The sequence below is a fragment of the Phormidesmis sp. 146-20 genome, from assembly GCF_052939475.1.
The window spans coordinates 14,202-29,256 of sequence record NZ_JBJPHT010000069.1; the positions used below are offsets into that span (position 1 = coordinate 14,202).

Below are 15,055 nucleotides of genomic sequence, written 5' to 3' on the forward strand. Positions count from 1 at the left end.
AATGTTGACTTAATAATCTCATACATCTGGGATAAACAATGGCAACCATCAGAAATCAAATTCTCAACAGCGCTACGTTCTGATTTAAGCGCAGACTGTCTTGAGTGAGAATCCTCCAGTTGCGTGAAGTTAGGACTGTAAGCGGCGCTCGATCGCAGTTGACCAGCGAGTAGTCATTGCTACGATCGTAGCGTCCAATAAGATGAACTGGTTTGCTAAATGGATTCGTAATGACCCATCTGGTTGGCCAACTTGACCCATTTTTTGCCAGGGGGTTCCTTGTAGTGAGGCTTCCCAATCTGATTGATGAGTAGGTGATACCGACACAATGATGCGTGCGCCGCCTTCTGCAAAGAGAAGATGGTCAAGGCGCGAGGTGAATTCTGGTAGCAACACCTCTGCACCATGCTGACTACTGATGCAAGATTCGGCTAAGGCCACCGCTAACCCGCCTTCAGAACAATCATGCGCTGATCGTACCCAGCCTTGACGAATTCCCTGACGACAGACAGATTGGACTTGTCGCTCTAGCTCAAAGTTAGTGACAGGAGGAATGCCCGCGATCGTCGTATGAATCGTTGCCAGATATTCAGATCCGCCAAATGTCACGGCTTCTGACGAGGTATCGGTGCCGACTCCCAACAAGTAAATCAGATCCCCTTCGGTTTGCCAGCCTTGTCCCACAATTCGCTTGAGGTCTGGGATCGATCCGACCATCCCCACAACAGGAGTCGGATAAATCGGAGCAGGTTTGCCGTCTGAGTCTAAGGTTTCGTTATAAAGAGAAACGTTTCCGCCTGTAACGGGGGTAGAGAATTCTCGACAGGCTTCTGCGAGTCCTCGACAGGCTTCTGCAAGTTGCCAATAGCCGATCGGTTTCTCAGGACTGCCAAAGTTGAGATTGTCCGTCACAGCCAATGGGTCGGCACCCACACAGCTCAGATTTCGAGCCGCTTCAGCGACGGCCGCTTTTGCACCTTCGTAGGGATGAAGGTAGACGTAGCGGGGATTGCAGTCAACGGTTGCGGCAACGCCTTTGGTGAGGGAGGAGGGAGGAGGAAAGAGGGAGGAAGTGTGTTGGTTGGCAAGGGGGCGAACTCGAATGACGGCGGCATCGGCTCCACCCGGTAACAAAACGGTGTTGTTTTGAACTTGATGATCGTATTGGCGATAAATCCAACGCTTTGAGGCGATCGTCGGAGCATCCAATAATTTCAGCAGCACTTGAGTCCAGGTTAGAAATTCGGTAGGCGTTGCGATGCCTTTTTCGCTGCATTCAGGAAGTCGATCGACTGACCACGCCCAGGCTTTTTGAGCATAGTCGGGAGCGTCGGGTAATAAGTCTCGATGATAAATGGGGGTGTTGTCAGACAGCGCGGTAGCGAGAATCTCAGCAGCGATCGAGCCTTGAAACAAAATGCGAACGATCGGTTCCTCAATCACGCTTCCGGCAACCACGGCGTGAAGTCCCCAACGCTCAAAGATATCGATGAGTTCCTGTTCGCGTCCCTTGTGAGCCACAAACAGCATTCGTTCTTGAGATTCAGATAGCAGATACTCATAAGGAACCATCCCCGTTTCGCGCACCGGAATCAAGTCGAGATCCAATTCGATGCCCACGCCGCCTTTGGCTGCCATTTCCGAGGTCGAACAGGTCAGCCCCGCCGCGCCCATATCTTGAGCCGCCACCACTGCACCCGTTTTGAAGGCTTCTAAACAGGCTTCGATCAGCGACTTTTCAAGAAAGGGGTCACCCACTTGCACGGCGGGGCGATCGTCCATTGATTCGTCACTCAACTCTGCGCTGGCGAAACTGGCTCCTCCCATCCCGTCGCGTCCCGTTGTCGAGCCGACATAGAGAACTGGGTTGCCGATGCCCTTTGCACCCGACTTAACGATTTCAGCAGTCTCCATCAAGCCCAGAGCCATGACGTTGACCAACGGATTGCCAGAGTAAGCAGGATCAAAATAGACTTCTCCTCCCACGGTTGGCACGCCGACACAGTTTCCGTAGTGGCTGATTCCGGCAATCACGCCTGTAAAAATGCGCCGAGTTTTCGCGTCGTCCAGTGAGCCAAAGCGGAGAGAATTGAGAAGGGCGATCGGACGCGCCCCCATTGTAAAGATGTCTCGCAAAATGCCACCCACACCCGTCGCTGCGCCTTGAAACGGTTCGACTGCGGAGGGGTGATTGTGAGATTCGATCTTAAAAGCCAGTTGCAGCCCGTCGCCCAGATCCACCACACCCGCATTCTCACCAGGGCCAACGAGGATCTTCTCGCCTTCGGTCGGAAACTGTTTTAGTAAAGGACGCGAGTTTTTATAACAGCAGTGCTCTGACCACATCACCCCAAACATCCCCAACTCTGCCTTATTGGGATGGCGATCGAGTCGCCTCACGATCTCTGCATACTCTTCGGGCTTGAGTCCTTCAGCAGCAATCTCTTGAGCAGAAAAGGGGGCGGGCGTATTAACTGACATAAAGGATTTGGCGATCGAGAACAGGCTTTATTCTATCGGTATTCTTGGCTGAGTTTGGACTTTGGACTTCAGACTTTGGACTTTGAATCTTTGATCATCAAAAGCGCACCCCAGACATTCAGCAACGCACCTTAAACAATCAACAGCGCACCCCAAACATTCAGCGACGCACCTTAAACATTCAGCGACGCACCTCAATCATTCAGCGATGCAGCTCAAACAATCGACAACCTACCTCAAGCATTCAACGATGCAGTTCGATCGTTCAAAGATGAACCTCAAGCATTCAACGATGCAGCTCAAACATTCAACGATGCAGCTCAGACAATCGACAGCGCACCCCAAACATTCAGTAACGAATCTCCAAGGTGACCGCTCGATTCAAGAAGCACGACTGCTGCAACAAATTAGTTGCTAACTCAATCCAAAAGCTGTTTAAAACCGATAACTCATGACCTGAATCACCATTCCTTCTTTGGGCAAGTCAGCACGTCGAAGGGCGATCGTATCTCCACCTCGGCGCACCGGAGTCCCACTCATCGCCGTCAAAAAGCCATCTAGAGGCGCGATATCACACTGTCCTTTAGCGGCTTGAGTCCGATAATGTGTCGGAATCACTATTTTAGGATTCAAAACCTTCAGTGCTTGCACCGCTTCCTCAGCCGTATAAGCCTTGGGCCCACCCCCGACGGGGATCATCACCACATCCGGCGTTCCCATAAGAATCTTTTGTTCGAGACTAATCGGAGCCGCAATCCCGCCCAGATGCAAAACCGAGATGCCGCCCTGATTCCATCGCCAGGCAATATTACGCCCAAACCGTCTGCCACCGACGCGATCGTGATCCGTCCCAATTCCTTGAATCTTCAACCCACCGACATCGTACGCACCCGCTTCATACAGCAACCGAGGATTACCAGGCACCACATCAACCGCACCCTCATCCAAAAGCTGACTACTAATCATCACCAGATCAGCACCAACCTTGGGAGCGCGATACCCAGCCGTACAGCCCTGACTGCGAAACGGGTTTACCAAAATCCGCTTGCCACTCCCCGTCAGCAAAAAGCTCGTATGTCCCAAAAACTGTACCGAAAGCGAATTTGTCTGCGCCTGCACCGACTCAAACCTGGATGCCACACCCGTCCCGATCGCCCCCAGCAAGCCCGCACCTGCATAGCGAATCAACTGTCTTCGTTTCATACTTCTCCCACAACACACTGCTAGATTCGATCGCCAATTTCGTGCAAAAAGTTCCTCAGCAGTTGCTTACCAGCGTCCGTGAGCACACTTTCTGGATGAAACTGCACCCCCTGAATGTGAGGATACTGACGATGACGCACCCCCATAATTGTCTGATCTTCTACCCAGGCGGTGATTTCCAGCACTTCAGGACAGGTTTGGCGATCGATAACCAGACTATGATACCGAGTTGCGGTCATTGGATTGTCGAGTCCAGCAAAAACGCCTGAGTTAGTATGCTGCACCGGAGAAGTCTTGCCATGCATCAAAATCGGAGCCGAAACAATCTGCCCCCCAAACACCTGACCAATGCTCTGATGCCCCAGACACACGCCCAAAATCGGAGTCGTCGCCCCCAATTGACGAATTAACTCAACCGAAATTCCAGCATCCTCAGGACGGCCCGGCCCAGGAGAAATGACGATCGCCGCTGGCCGCAACTGCTTGACCTGCTCCAAGGTGATCTGATCATTGCGATAAACCTGAATCTCCGCCGCAACCGGAAACTCAGCCCCCAACTCACCCAGATATTGCACCAGGTTATAAGTAAAGCTGTCGTAATTATCAATAACAAGAATCATCTGAAGACAGTGAGGGGTAAGGTGTGAGGTGTGAGGACAGTCCGTTGAGTTACCTGCAACATCTCATCTTCAAACCTTTGACACTCTCACTGTAAAGCCAATTGCACCAGCGCGAATAATCTGGGCAGCAGCAAGAAACCCGCTACCAAAAGCGCCGCGATCGAAGACACCAACACCGCCGCCGCCGCACAGTCCTTCGCAATCTTGGCCAGATCATGATAGGACTGCTTGACCGTCAAATCCACCACCGACTCGATCGCCGTATTCAACAACTCCATTGCCAAAACGGCCCCGATCGTCAGCCCGATCACCGCCAGTTCCACCACGCTCAGATGCAAAAAGACACCTAGCCCGATCGCAACACCGCCCACAATTACATGAATCCGAAAATTGCGCTGAGTCTGGAACGCATAGCTAACACCCATCCAGGCATATTTAAAGCTTGTCCACAAACTAGGAGCCACCTGCCACGCCAAGTCGCGATTGGGCTTGAGAGGAACCACATTAGTTGGACGCTTAGAAGACGGGTTGGGAAGGTCTGAAGACATAAGGCAGGCTACCGATCGGGAGAGGTAAACAGAAGCATTTGCGATAATAAATGCCAAAAGGCTTTCTAGCCAAGTTATTCATAAAGAAGACATTAGACTTAAAGACAGAAATCACACTATCCGCAAGTCAGCGTAAACTGTCACGCTATCTGAGTGACTAGACCTGAGTGACTAAACCAACGGCTTGAAGTAAGACACGCTGCTGTTCTAACATTCGGCTCAAACTCTCATCATCGGGATGATCCCACCCCAGGAGATGGAGCAAACCGTGGGCAGCCAACCAAGCAAGTTCGACTTGAAGGGAGTGTTTTTGTTGGGTGGCTTGTTGAGCGGCCGTCTCGATCGAGATCACAAGGTCGCCCAAATAGAGTGGTGAATCCTCAAGTTCGTCAAGAAACTGTGGATAGTCTACCTCTAACGCAGCAAAGGCTAACACGTCTGTCGGCTGATTTTTCTGTCGATATTGGTGATTTAGAGTCTGAATCTCCCGATCGTCCGTTAGGCGCAAACTCAACTCATAATGCTCATCAGCTTGAAGCGGTAAGCCATCCTCACATTTGGGGTCAAGCAATTTGAGCCAACGACCAAACCAAATTTCCCAAGTTTCTAAGGAGACGGGCGGTTCGCCTGGGGCTAAAGCTTCGCCATCAAAACAATCCTGCACATTGAGTTCTACCAGCATGACAAGGGAGATTCCTGAATTATCGAGTGAGGTAGGCTAGACCCACTAAGACGCTGAGGAGTCCAATAGTGGTCAGAGCAAAGTGATAAATTGAAGTGCCCCGCTTGCGTACCATATTTCGCATTGCTAACTTGACATAGCTGGGCTGTTTGGCATCTTTTGGGGAAGGAGTCGGGGACTCGATCGTCTCAGAAATCGGAGAATCGTTCATCAAATCTACCTCTCAAAGGGATCGCTCAAAGCTTGCTACTCAACAATACTCTGTCAGTTCTAATGTAACAATTCATAGAACAATTCATAGACGCTCCACTGGTAAGACAATTCCAAAATTTGAGGGTTCAGGAGCCGCCGAAATTCTTTCTCCATCTGCGGTTCTCTCGACCTCTGCAAGCTAAAATTGTCTCCGAATTTCATCCCTTATCCCTTTCCCCATGTCTCGTCTTGCCAGCACGATCGAAGCCATTCTCTACCTCAAAGCCCAGCCTGTGTCGATCGCTGAGTTGTCTGAATTTGCCGGGTGCGATCGCCGCTCCGCCGAAGAAGGACTGCTGGAGTTGATGTCAGACTATGCTCACCGAGACAGCGCTTTAGAAGTGATCGAAACGCCCAAGGGATACAGCTTACAGCTAAGAGAATCCTTCCAAAACTTGGTACATATCTTGATCCCAGCAGATTTAGGGGTGGGGGCGCTAAGAACGTTGGCAGCGATCGCGCTTAGGGGCCCGATCTCGCAAACCGAACTGGTCGAGCTTCGGGGATCAGGCGCCTATCAGCATGTTCAGGAGCTAGTTCAGCAGGGATTTGTGCGAAAGCGAAAACAGTCAGATGGGCGATCGTCCTGGGTGCAGGTGACAGACAAGTTTCATCAATACTTCCAACTCAATCAATTACCTCAAGAGTTGAAAAAAATAGAGGAGCAGGAAGCGAAGGCAGAAGAAGGGATGAGGGATAAAGGATGAAGGATGAGGGATGAGGGATGAAGGATGAATGAAGTGGGATGGGGAATTTTTATCCTTTCATTTTGAGCGTTCACCCTTTTGGGATCTGGTGCCAGAATAGGGGAATTGGTATTTGCAAAACCACATGGCCTTTAACTCCGATCGTGCTAAATTTCTCCGTACCGATGAAGAATCAGATGAAATCAATGCGCTACTGACTTACCTGCAAGAGCAGCCTCCCGAAGTCTTAGAACGGATTGCTCGCTCGGTTAGTCCTCAAGTCAAGCAGGTGATTTCTCACAATGTACAAGGACTGGTTGGAGTTTTGCCCTCCGAAGGATTTGGGGTAAAGATTACGACTGATCGCGAAAATCTTGCGAACCTTTTGGGATCTGCCATGCTGACGGGCTATTTTCTCAGTCAGATGGAGCAGCGGATGGCGCTAGAAGAAAGCGTGATGGATTCTTCCTCTTAGTGTGCAGCCTCAATTCTGCTGATTGGCAGGAAAAGCACCCGGCCGCACTTTGAAGGTTTGGCTCTGATTGTTGCGAATTACCTCCACGTCGAGAGGAGTCCCGATCGTGCTGCTTTCAACCTGCGCCTGGACATCAGAAGCCGTTTTGACAGACGCTCCATTGATTTTTTGAATCACATCTCCCTGCTTGAGTCCACCCTGCGCCGCCGGGGAGCCTTCCAAAACTCGTGCAATCAGAACGCCCTGATCTTGATTGACCTTCACATTAGCCTCTTTGTCACGGTTGTACTCTTCGCGAATGGTCGGAGTCAAATCCACCATTTGAATGCCCAAATAGGGATGCTCGACGCGCCCTTTGGTAAATAGCTGCTCAACTACTCGTCTGGCAGTTTCAACCGGAATTGCAAACCCTAACCCCTGAGCATCCGCCCGAATCGCCGTATTGATCCCGATGACTTCCCCGCGATCGTTCAATAACGGGCCACCCGAATTGCCTGGATTAATCGCTGCGTCTGTTTGAATAAAATTGACTCGCTTATCTGGAACGCCGACCTGAGAGCTAGAGCGATCGGTTGCGCTAATAATGCCCGCTGTTACCGTGTTGTCAAGTCCAAGCGGATTACCAATGGCGATTGCCCACTGCCCCGGAATCAGCGTCGAAGATTTGCCCAAAATCACCGTCGGTAGGCTGGTTGCATCAATTTTGACCGCCGCCAGATCCGTCACAGGGTCAACGCCCACCACACGCCCCTCAAACGATCGCCCATCCTTGAGCCGCACTTCAACCGTGTCTGAGCCAGCCACCACATGGGCATTGGTAATCAGACGACCATCATTGGTAAGAATGAATCCCGATCCGGTTCCCCGCTCGACTCGATCTTCGGGAGCAGGAAGCTGATCGCCAAAAAACCGCTTAAAAATCGGATTGCGAAACGCTTCGGGGACTTGACTACTAACCCGCCGAGCCGAATCAATCCTCACAACTGCCGGGCCGACTTTCTCCACCGCCGCCGCAATAAAGTTTGAATTATTGGTGCCGTCAGCCGAGAGCGTAATCTTGCTGGGCGGAGCCGAGATCGCTCGTAGAGCAGATGGTAAATTTTGACCCGCGCGATCGCTCAAATAATGCGTTCCGATCAGGGCTGCCCCCCCTCCAATTGCCAACAAAGAGGAGCCGATCGCCAGTTGCTTAAAGGAGAGAACCATAGTCTTGAACGCGCTATACAGCCATACTTTAACTCGAATTTAAGAGGAGCGTAGCGATCTGGAGTTTGTCTCAATCCGATGTCCGTTTTGGGATACACTTCTTTACACGGACAGGTTTATCGATTAGTGATCAAGTTGAATGTTATGGCGAAATATCGGTCTCTCTTGGCTTCAGTTTTGGCGATCGCGGCAGTCTTTTTGATTGGGTTGAGTAGTCCTGCATGGGCAAAAACCAAAACCAAGACTCCGACCTACACTCCCGAACAGATTGCAGAAATTCAAACCTATGCGAGTGACGTGGCTACAATGCGCGATCGCATGTCGGAGCTACAAGCGCTGATTCAGAAAGAGGATTGGACATTTGTTCGCAACTTCATTCACGGCCCGCTCGGCGAACTGCGCGTCAAAATGAGTGCCGTAGTGCGTGACTTGCTGCCCGATGCCCAAAAGCCAGCGCGAACGGTTGCTAAAGACGTGTTTGATAATCTGGTAGCGATCGATCGAGCAGCAGAAAACGCAGACTATAAGCTGGCCGTTCGCAACTATGGTGAGGCAATCCAGAACTTTGATGCATTCTTTCAACTGATCCCCAAAGGCTAGATTTGATTTCAGTCCGAATGTAACGTTTTGTCCAAGTCTATTCAGAAATTACCCTTTCTTTACGGCCCCCAAACTCGTTACACTACAGAATGAATTCTGAGATCCCGCAATAAAATATGAGCGTAGTTAGCCAAGTCATTCTGCAAGCCGACGACGAACTTCGTTATCCAACGAGCGGCGAGTTAAAAGGTATAAGAGAATTTTTTCTGACTGGAGAGCAGCGCACTCGCATCGCCGCCACCCTGTCGAGCAACGAAAAGAAGATCGTTGAAGAAGCCAGCAAAAAGTTGTGGAAAAAGCGCCCCGACTTTATCGCCCCCGGTGGTAATGCCTACGGCAATCGCGAACGTGCCCTCTGTCTGCGTGACTATGGCTGGTATCTGCGCCTTGTGACCTATGGAGTGTTAGCAGGCGAAACCAGTCCGATCGAGAAAATCGGTTTGATCGGCGCACGCGAAATGTACAACGCGCTGGGTGTCCCAGTTCCGGGGATGGCAGAGGCAATTCGCTGTCTCAAAGAAGCCTCGACGGCCCTCCTGAGTACCGAAGATGCAGCAGAAGCGGCTCCCTACTTCGACTTCATCATCCAGGGCATGTCCTAACCCTGACTGTACAATCAAATACAATTGCATCCCTGCGATCGACGCTATTTTTGGCTAATTCTCTGTCAAAGCTTCCGGCGATCGTAGGGATAATTTTTTATTTCCAAGCCTATTCAACTCATTTCTCGAAACAGTTTGATTAAGAATTGATTGTTTAGACGGCATTTCTATTATTTTTTCCGAAAATGGTGAAGTAGTGTTTGATGTCTCTAACGATGTCTCAGATTGAAGCAATTCTAAACTTCTGGTTCGGTGAGATTGCTGAGGATGGGCAATTTAACTATCGGAAAGAATGGTTCATCAAAAATCCGGAGTTTGATGAGCAGGTGAGACCGTTCCAATCAACTTACGAGCAAGCCGCTCAGGGTCAACTTGACACCTGGTTAGAGTCGCCCCAAGGCTGTCTAGCGCTGGTTTTGTTATTGGATCAGGTTCCGCGCAATCTGTTTCGAGGTCAGCCAAAATCTTTTGCAACCGATGCCAAAGCGTTATCTGTTACGCAGACGGCCCTCTCGCAAGGATTTGACCAAGCACTTCCCCCAGTTCAGCGATTTTTCCTGTACATGCCCCTCGAACACAGCGAAGATCTAGAGCATCAACATCAGTCTGTGTCTCTATTTCACCAATTTGTTGATGATCCAGTATTGCGAGATACCTATGATTACGCGATTCGTCATCGAGATGTGATTGAGCGTTTTGGGCGATTTCCTCACCGCAATCAGATTCTTGATCGCCCTTCAACTCCCCAAGAAGTTGAGTTTCTCAAGCAGCCAGGGTCATCTTTCTAAATTATCCAACTGATTACTATGACATCTCAATCCATTGCCCCCAACGCAGACCAGATTGCCAAGACTAAGCAAGCGATCGACCGCTACGTTCAGAGCCTTGATGCCAACCCCGATCGCCGAGTGGGTGCTTATCCTTACTATCTACTTCACGAGCCAGGAAAACCGATTCGCGGGACGGTGATGATTTTTCACGGCTTCAGCGCAAAACCTCATCAGATGTGGCGACTGGCGGATTATCTCTTCAAAAATGGCTTCAATGTCTACCAACCCTCGATCGCGGGACATCCGTTAATTAATCCCGATCGCAACTGGTGTCAGGTCGATCTCAAGCCAGAGTACGCCGTCCCTCTTAAGCAAAAGGTTCAGCAAGATCCCGTTCTCAAGAAATATTTTGAGAACATCGCCAACAATTCCAGCAGTTTTACGCGCCCCAATAAATTGCAGCAGATGGCGTTGATGGCTCGATTGTTGCTGCTAGAGCCAAATTTGATGGATATTATGCAGTCGATCGCGCTGCCCGACGATCCCGACTTTGACAAATATTATGTGTCTTCTCATCGTCGATATTTGACAGACGCACAGGCACGATTGACCGAATTGGACGCAATGCCAGGGAATGTTTACACGGTCGGTTTATCAGTTGGGGGGGCCGTCGCATTAGGGTTGGCTGCTTCTCGCCCCGATCGCATCAAGCAGACCGTTGCCTACGCCCCGTTGCTCAAAATTTACGGCGAAGAACGCAGACAGTACATCAATCTAGCTGGGCCGTTGGATATCAGTGAATCAGGCTGGGACGCTAATTTGCGCTTTCCGGTGGGAGCGTTGACAGCAGCCGATCGCTTTGGCAGCAGTGTGGTTTTGAGTCATCAGAGTGTGCGCGCTCTTCGAGGTACCCGCGAGGGGTCGCTGCAAAACATTCCAACCTTTCTGGTGCTAACTGAGAACGAAGATGCTGCTGACATTGACACCAACAAGGATTTCTATCAAAAAATTGGCGGTGAAGACAATGGCAATGCCTTCTATCTCTACCCACCCGATGCCTTGGTGCCGCACCCAATGGTTGACCCAACTGAGGTGAGTCAGAATATGAGCAACCGTTTTTGGCAGAGTCTCTATCAAGAAACCTTCCGCTTTTTGACAACAGGAAAGGTGGATGTGAACAACATGAGCAACTTAGAGCAAAACGCAGACCTCCCGACTGTCCCGGCGGCATAGGAATTTAATGAAGCTGGCAACGGAGGTGATTGATTTGAGTTCGCTCCGTTGCCACTGTTTAACGTCAGTTCGATGAGAGTGACTCATTTCGTTTCAATCGGCTTCAGCCCCCTAAATCCCCCAAAATTGGGGGACTTTGAACGAGAGATCTTGTCCAAAAGTCCCCCAGAATTGGGGGGCTGAAGTGCTGAATAACGGAGCGGAAAAACTCCATCGAATTCACGTCTGTTTACAGTTTCAACTTACAGTTTCAATCTCACAGAAGCTTGTTGCAGCAGTTTCCAGCTTTGGGTGATCAGCGGAATCGCAGACAGCAAAATTAGGAACGCGATCGCTAAACTAATTGCCCCATCCGCCCAGTTCCAGTGCCACAGCGTTACCGCGATCGCCGCCAAGATGACTCCGATCGCCCCCAGCGCATCCGCTACGACATGTAGAAAAGCGGCCCGCAGATTCAAATCGTGGTCACTGCCTTGATGGAGAAGTGCAATGTTGAATCCGTTTACAACCAGTCCGACGATCGCGGTGATCAACATCGGCTGACTCGCAATCTCGACTGAGGGAATTTGTAACCGATTAAGAGACTCCCAACCGATCAGCAGGGCAACGACGACCAAACCGATGCCATTGATCAACGCGGCCCAAGTCTCGATCGAGCGATCTTCAACGAGAGAAATTTCACCTTCTCCGAGCCAACCCCATTTGGGCGGAGACTGAGCAATCCGAGTCGCCAACAGCGCCAGCAGCAGCGCAAAACAGTCTGAAACGAGGTGTCCCGATTCTGCAACCAGCGCCAAACTGTGGCTCGAATGCCCAACGGCTAACTCTACACCCGCAAAACTGCCGACAAGCAGCAGGGCGATCGCCAGTTGTTTTTGTTTGGTTTGAGAATTGGCGGTGTGACAATCACAGTTTTCAGAATGTTGATGCATGTGCAAAGAGAAACGTTTACAGCTTGAAGACCGTTGGCAGGCGAGGCCGGTTCCAGTCTTCATTAAACCCTGTTCTCTCGCCATCGCGCCCAGCTACCACTTTTTGTAAGGAAGAAACTTGCCGTTCATGGTAATCACGACTCGATCGCCCTTTGGGTCAGCTTCTTTTTCGATATTCAGCGTGAAGTCGATCGCGCTCATGATTCCGTCGCCAAACTTCTCGTGAATCACTTCCTTAATGGGCATCCCATAGACCTGCATGATTTCGTAGAAGCGGTAGATTAGGGGATCGGTGGGCACGACTGGCCCTAATCCTTTAACGGAGGAAGCGGTTAATTCTGATACCAGGTCGAGGCTGAGTCCTAGTGCGGTGAGTAGTTTTGTCGCTTCGTCTTCAGAGGCACTGGCCTGACGGTAAAACAGTGCAGCAATCCAGACCTCATCGCGTCCGATCGTCGTTTCTAGATCGCTAAAACTCAACCCTTTCGCTTTTTTAGCCGCCAGCAGTTTCTCAGTGATGTCTGAAATCGTCATGGAAAAATTCCTACCACTCAGGTTATTTCGGCTTCAGTTGTAGTCGAGGATAGCGCTGTGAATTGTAGTCAAAGTTACAAAGATAGGAGGCGAAAGAGTTGCCCTGCCTTTTCCTCCTATCGCCTACTTAAATATTGATGCTGTTGGGAATGCGAGAAGGGAGCAGATAAGGATAATCAGCGCCAAATTTACTCAGACGCTGATGATTGCGAGTTGAGATTTCCTGCTCGATCGCCTGCAACTCTGTTTGAAACTGGTGCAAAATTTTCACGTCACCCAAATCGGCAAACTCCATTACATCCGAGTTTCCTAAACGGCTGTAGAGCACTCCACTCAAGGCAAACGTCAGTTCCATTTGACCCAATTCTTGCTCAGGCGGCGGCAATAGTTGCTTGAGAGAAGCGGGAACATCCGGCTGAGTGTAGGCAGCCAGCGGCGCATTGGGAACGTAGCCAAAGTAATCAAACTGGCTAAAATTGACCGCAGCATGTTGGGCACTACAGGTAAAAATCACCTGAGTCGCGACGGCGATCGCCTGCTGCAATGTCTTAATCTCCCCCGGATTTTGGCTCGTCGGAAACCCTGGCACTCTAGGAAAATCGGGTAGTTCTTCAATTGACAACCCAACCTGAGCGGCAATGTCTTGAGGAATCCAACCTGGTGCTTGGGCAAATTCATCTTTGGAGCGAGTATTCAACGGTGCCCCCAATTCTGCTGCCCAGTTTTGGAGGTAAAGATCCTGCTGAACGGCTCGATCGTCCTCGTAATATCGGTTTAGATAAGTCGTCACGTAACGCTCGATCGCTTCCCACAACAGCCGCGCATCATCTCGATAGGGATATTCTGGTAAAAATTCTGACTCGACTCCGCGATCGCTCAGATCTTGAGGATAAGCATAGGACTCAAAAGAACGTTCTCGATAGGCGCGATTCATCAACGCCAGCGAAGCCCCACGAGTCGGAGCCATCAGCTTATCAATGGCCGCCCCTTCTCCAAGCAAAATAGCATTGCCCCGCGTGTTGATCGCCAACAAAAATCGAAAGTGAGGTTTCAACAAGCGAGAAAATGGATGATTGGCGGGTAGCTGGCGTGGAGTAGCGATCGCAAAAGCCTCCATTGCCAAATGCGTAAAACACAGATGCGTCAACAACTCATGCTGCGTAATGTCAGCCACCTGAACATAAAGCTTCGATCGCATCCACTCATCCGCCTCCCCCGGCGCTGTAATTTTGCCCCCAGTTTCTAACTGAATCAGCAACGGCTCCAACCCCTGAGATCCCTGGTAAAAAAGCGCTTTTGGACTTCCCACATACCGACCCACCTGCAAATCAGCGGGAGCAAACTGAAGGGCGGGATAATCCAGTACAAACAACCGATTTTGACCAGCAACCTGTTCGAGGTCTATTGCTTCTCCATCTGACCGAACACAAGACGCTTGCCAACGATGTAGTTCAGCGCGATCCATCACTCGCCGCAGCGACATTGGGTTAGGGCCAGCCAGCCGCTGATACGCAAATTCTTGATCCCTCAATCCGCCGTCTCGCTCGTGAATCTCAACCACTTTGGGACGGGGGCGATCGTGCTGTTCGAGGGTTTGGTAAAACGTCGATCGCTGAGACCCTGGCAAACTATCTTCGGCCGCCTCTTTTGCCGCTGTGAGGGCTTTTCCCATTTCTCGCCGCAAGCGCACAAAATCGACATTAAACGGTTCATCGGGCGGCAGATTAAAGTTAAACAACCCCGACTGGAAGATCTCAAAATCGACTAATAGCGTCGTCAACTTCGCCCAAGTTTCTTCGAGAGTGCGCGTTCCAGCCTCAAACTGCTCTAAGAGCACGGTCAACGGCTGAGAAAGTTGTCCTTGTTGGACTAAATTGCGCCGCAGCTCAGACAAAATGTACTGCACAGCGCCATCTTGTCCGGCGTGAGGAAAGATACGAGCAGATCCAGCCTCATAAAGCTGAGTTGGGTCGTAGCGATAGTGTCCTTGCTGCTGTTCAGGCGAGATATGGGGCATGGTTGACTCCAGTGAAGATTGGGTCGCAGAGATCGTACCTTAGCTATTTTGAGTTGTACCCACACGTAAACGGGTAGTTTTATGCGATTAACCAAAAATATTGGGCGCGGCGATCGCCAGACAATTTGATCTAATAGAACGTCAGTTCGATGAACGCTTCGCTTCGCTTTTAGATCCAGGAACGCCCCCTAGATCCCCCACGAGTGAGGGACTT

At 50.5% G+C, this 15,055-nt stretch carries 16 protein-coding genes; 6 read left to right on the plus strand and 10 right to left on the minus strand.

Annotated features, from left to right (window positions below; all coding sequences use genetic code 11):
- Positions 1–129: 129 nt before the first annotated feature.
- The 6 genes from purL to ACKFKH_RS30595 all read right to left on the minus strand — a co-directional run bounded on the left by purL (position 130) and on the right by ACKFKH_RS30595 (position 5,745).
- Complete coding sequence (gene purL / locus ACKFKH_RS30570) at positions 130–2,481, minus strand: phosphoribosylformylglycinamidine synthase subunit PurL (RefSeq protein ID WP_446862153.1); 2,352 nt, start codon at positions 2,479–2,481, stop codon at positions 130–132.
- A 435-nt stretch (positions 2,482–2,916) separates the two neighbouring features.
- Positions 2,917–3,684, minus strand: a complete 768-nt coding sequence (locus ACKFKH_RS30575; protein WP_446862154.1) for an MBL fold metallo-hydrolase — start codon at positions 3,682–3,684, stop codon at positions 2,917–2,919.
- 20 nt (positions 3,685–3,704) lie between these two features.
- Positions 3,705–4,304, minus strand: coding sequence for an anthranilate synthase component II (locus tag ACKFKH_RS30580; RefSeq protein ID WP_446862155.1), 600 nt, complete (start codon positions 4,302–4,304; stop codon positions 3,705–3,707).
- 86 nt (positions 4,305–4,390) lie between these two features.
- Positions 4,391–4,852 (minus strand): diacylglycerol kinase family protein, encoded by a 462-nt coding sequence (locus ACKFKH_RS30585; RefSeq protein WP_446862156.1) that lies wholly within the window; start codon positions 4,850–4,852, stop codon positions 4,391–4,393.
- A gap of 157 nt (positions 4,853–5,009) precedes the next feature.
- Positions 5,010–5,534 (minus strand): rRNA maturation RNase YbeY, encoded by a 525-nt coding sequence (ybeY, locus tag ACKFKH_RS30590; protein ID WP_446862157.1) that lies wholly within the window; start codon positions 5,532–5,534, stop codon positions 5,010–5,012.
- A 19-nt stretch (positions 5,535–5,553) separates the two neighbouring features.
- Entirely contained in the window at positions 5,554–5,745 is a 192-nt protein-coding gene (locus ACKFKH_RS30595; protein WP_446862158.1) for a DUF3285 domain-containing protein, read from the minus strand.
- A 220-nt stretch (positions 5,746–5,965) separates the two neighbouring features.
- On the opposite strand from ACKFKH_RS30595, the gene scpB reads away from it, so the two are divergent.
- Positions 5,966–6,493 (plus strand): SMC-Scp complex subunit ScpB, encoded by a 528-nt coding sequence (gene scpB / locus ACKFKH_RS30600; RefSeq protein WP_446862159.1) that lies wholly within the window; start codon positions 5,966–5,968, stop codon positions 6,491–6,493.
- A 112-nt stretch (positions 6,494–6,605) separates the two neighbouring features.
- Entirely contained in the window at positions 6,606–6,947 is a 342-nt protein-coding gene (locus ACKFKH_RS30605; protein WP_446862160.1) for a DUF760 domain-containing protein, read from the plus strand.
- Positions 6,948–6,956: 9 nt separating this feature from the next.
- On the opposite strand, the gene ACKFKH_RS30610 is transcribed toward ACKFKH_RS30605, so the two are convergent.
- Positions 6,957–8,153 carry an HhoA/HhoB/HtrA family serine endopeptidase gene (locus ACKFKH_RS30610; RefSeq protein ID WP_446862161.1) on the minus strand — a complete coding sequence of 399 codons (1,197 nt, stop codon included), beginning with the start codon at positions 8,151–8,153 and terminating at the stop codon, positions 6,957–6,959.
- Positions 8,154–8,231: 78 nt separating this feature from the next.
- Here ACKFKH_RS30610 and psbQ point away from each other — a divergent pair, with 78 nt between their 5' ends.
- The 4 genes from psbQ to ACKFKH_RS30630 all read left to right on the plus strand — a co-directional run bounded on the left by psbQ (position 8,232) and on the right by ACKFKH_RS30630 (position 11,358).
- Positions 8,232–8,753: a photosystem II protein PsbQ gene (psbQ, locus tag ACKFKH_RS30615; RefSeq protein ID WP_446862162.1), complete on the plus strand. Its 522-nt coding sequence runs from the start codon at positions 8,232–8,234 to the stop codon at positions 8,751–8,753.
- Between the two features lie 116 nt (positions 8,754–8,869).
- A complete protein-coding gene (gene apcD / locus ACKFKH_RS30620) occupies positions 8,870–9,355 on the plus strand; it encodes an allophycocyanin subunit alpha-B (RefSeq protein WP_446862163.1) in 486 nt (161 codons plus the stop codon).
- A gap of 215 nt (positions 9,356–9,570) precedes the next feature.
- Entirely contained in the window at positions 9,571–10,143 is a 573-nt protein-coding gene (locus tag ACKFKH_RS30625; RefSeq protein WP_446862164.1) for a DUF924 family protein, read from the plus strand.
- Positions 10,144–10,161: 18 nt separating this feature from the next.
- Positions 10,162–11,358, plus strand: a complete 1,197-nt coding sequence (locus tag ACKFKH_RS30630) for an alpha/beta hydrolase (protein ID WP_446862165.1) — start codon at positions 10,162–10,164, stop codon at positions 11,356–11,358.
- Positions 11,359–11,600: 242 nt separating this feature from the next.
- Here ACKFKH_RS30630 and ACKFKH_RS30635 read toward each other — a convergent pair whose 3' ends face one another.
- From ACKFKH_RS30635 to ACKFKH_RS30645, 3 genes are all read right to left on the minus strand, one after another.
- The gene (locus ACKFKH_RS30635; RefSeq protein WP_446862166.1) at positions 11,601–12,290 is read right to left on the minus strand and encodes a cation diffusion facilitator family transporter; all 690 of its coding nucleotides are present in this window, start codon (positions 12,288–12,290) and stop codon (positions 11,601–11,603) included.
- Positions 12,291–12,383: 93 nt separating this feature from the next.
- Positions 12,384–12,824: a cyanase gene (gene cynS, locus ACKFKH_RS30640; RefSeq protein WP_446862167.1), complete on the minus strand. Its 441-nt coding sequence runs from the start codon at positions 12,822–12,824 to the stop codon at positions 12,384–12,386.
- A gap of 127 nt (positions 12,825–12,951) precedes the next feature.
- On the minus strand, positions 12,952–14,841 hold the full coding sequence (locus tag ACKFKH_RS30645) for a lipoxygenase family protein (RefSeq protein ID WP_446862168.1): 1,890 nt from the start codon (positions 14,839–14,841) through the stop codon (positions 12,952–12,954).
- Positions 14,842–15,055: the final 214 nt, after the last annotated feature.

What these genes read in the sequence shown, in the direction of transcription:
- purL (WP_446862153.1), bottom strand. Translation starts at nt 2,481, where the DNA reads ATGTCAGTTAATACGCCCGCCCCCTTTTCTGCTCAAGAGATTGCTGCT.
- ACKFKH_RS30575 (WP_446862154.1), bottom strand. Translation starts at nt 3,684, where the DNA reads ATGAAACGAAGACAGTTGATTCGCTATGCAGGTGCGGGCTTGCTGGGG.
- ACKFKH_RS30580 (WP_446862155.1), bottom strand. Translation starts at nt 4,304, where the DNA reads ATGATTCTTGTTATTGATAATTACGACAGCTTTACTTATAACCTGGTG.
- ACKFKH_RS30585 (WP_446862156.1), bottom strand. Translation starts at nt 4,852, where the DNA reads ATGTCTTCAGACCTTCCCAACCCGTCTTCTAAGCGTCCAACTAATGTG.
- ybeY (WP_446862157.1), bottom strand. Translation starts at nt 5,534, where the DNA reads ATGCTGGTAGAACTCAATGTGCAGGATTGTTTTGATGGCGAAGCTTTA.
- ACKFKH_RS30595 (WP_446862158.1), bottom strand. Translation starts at nt 5,745, where the DNA reads ATGAACGATTCTCCGATTTCTGAGACGATCGAGTCCCCGACTCCTTCC.
- scpB (WP_446862159.1), top strand. Translation starts at nt 5,966, where the DNA reads ATGTCTCGTCTTGCCAGCACGATCGAAGCCATTCTCTACCTCAAAGCC.
- ACKFKH_RS30610 (WP_446862161.1), bottom strand. Translation starts at nt 8,153, where the DNA reads ATGGTTCTCTCCTTTAAGCAACTGGCGATCGGCTCCTCTTTGTTGGCA.
- psbQ (WP_446862162.1), top strand. Translation starts at nt 8,232, where the DNA reads ATGTCCGTTTTGGGATACACTTCTTTACACGGACAGGTTTATCGATTA.
- apcD (WP_446862163.1), top strand. Translation starts at nt 8,870, where the DNA reads ATGAGCGTAGTTAGCCAAGTCATTCTGCAAGCCGACGACGAACTTCGT.
- ACKFKH_RS30625 (WP_446862164.1), top strand. Translation starts at nt 9,571, where the DNA reads ATGTCTCAGATTGAAGCAATTCTAAACTTCTGGTTCGGTGAGATTGCT.
- ACKFKH_RS30630 (WP_446862165.1), top strand. Translation starts at nt 10,162, where the DNA reads ATGACATCTCAATCCATTGCCCCCAACGCAGACCAGATTGCCAAGACT.
- ACKFKH_RS30635 (WP_446862166.1), bottom strand. Translation starts at nt 12,290, where the DNA reads ATGCATCAACATTCTGAAAACTGTGATTGTCACACCGCCAATTCTCAA.
- cynS (WP_446862167.1), bottom strand. Translation starts at nt 12,824, where the DNA reads ATGACGATTTCAGACATCACTGAGAAACTGCTGGCGGCTAAAAAAGCG.
- ACKFKH_RS30645 (WP_446862168.1), bottom strand. Translation starts at nt 14,841, where the DNA reads ATGCCCCATATCTCGCCTGAACAGCAGCAAGGACACTATCGCTACGAC.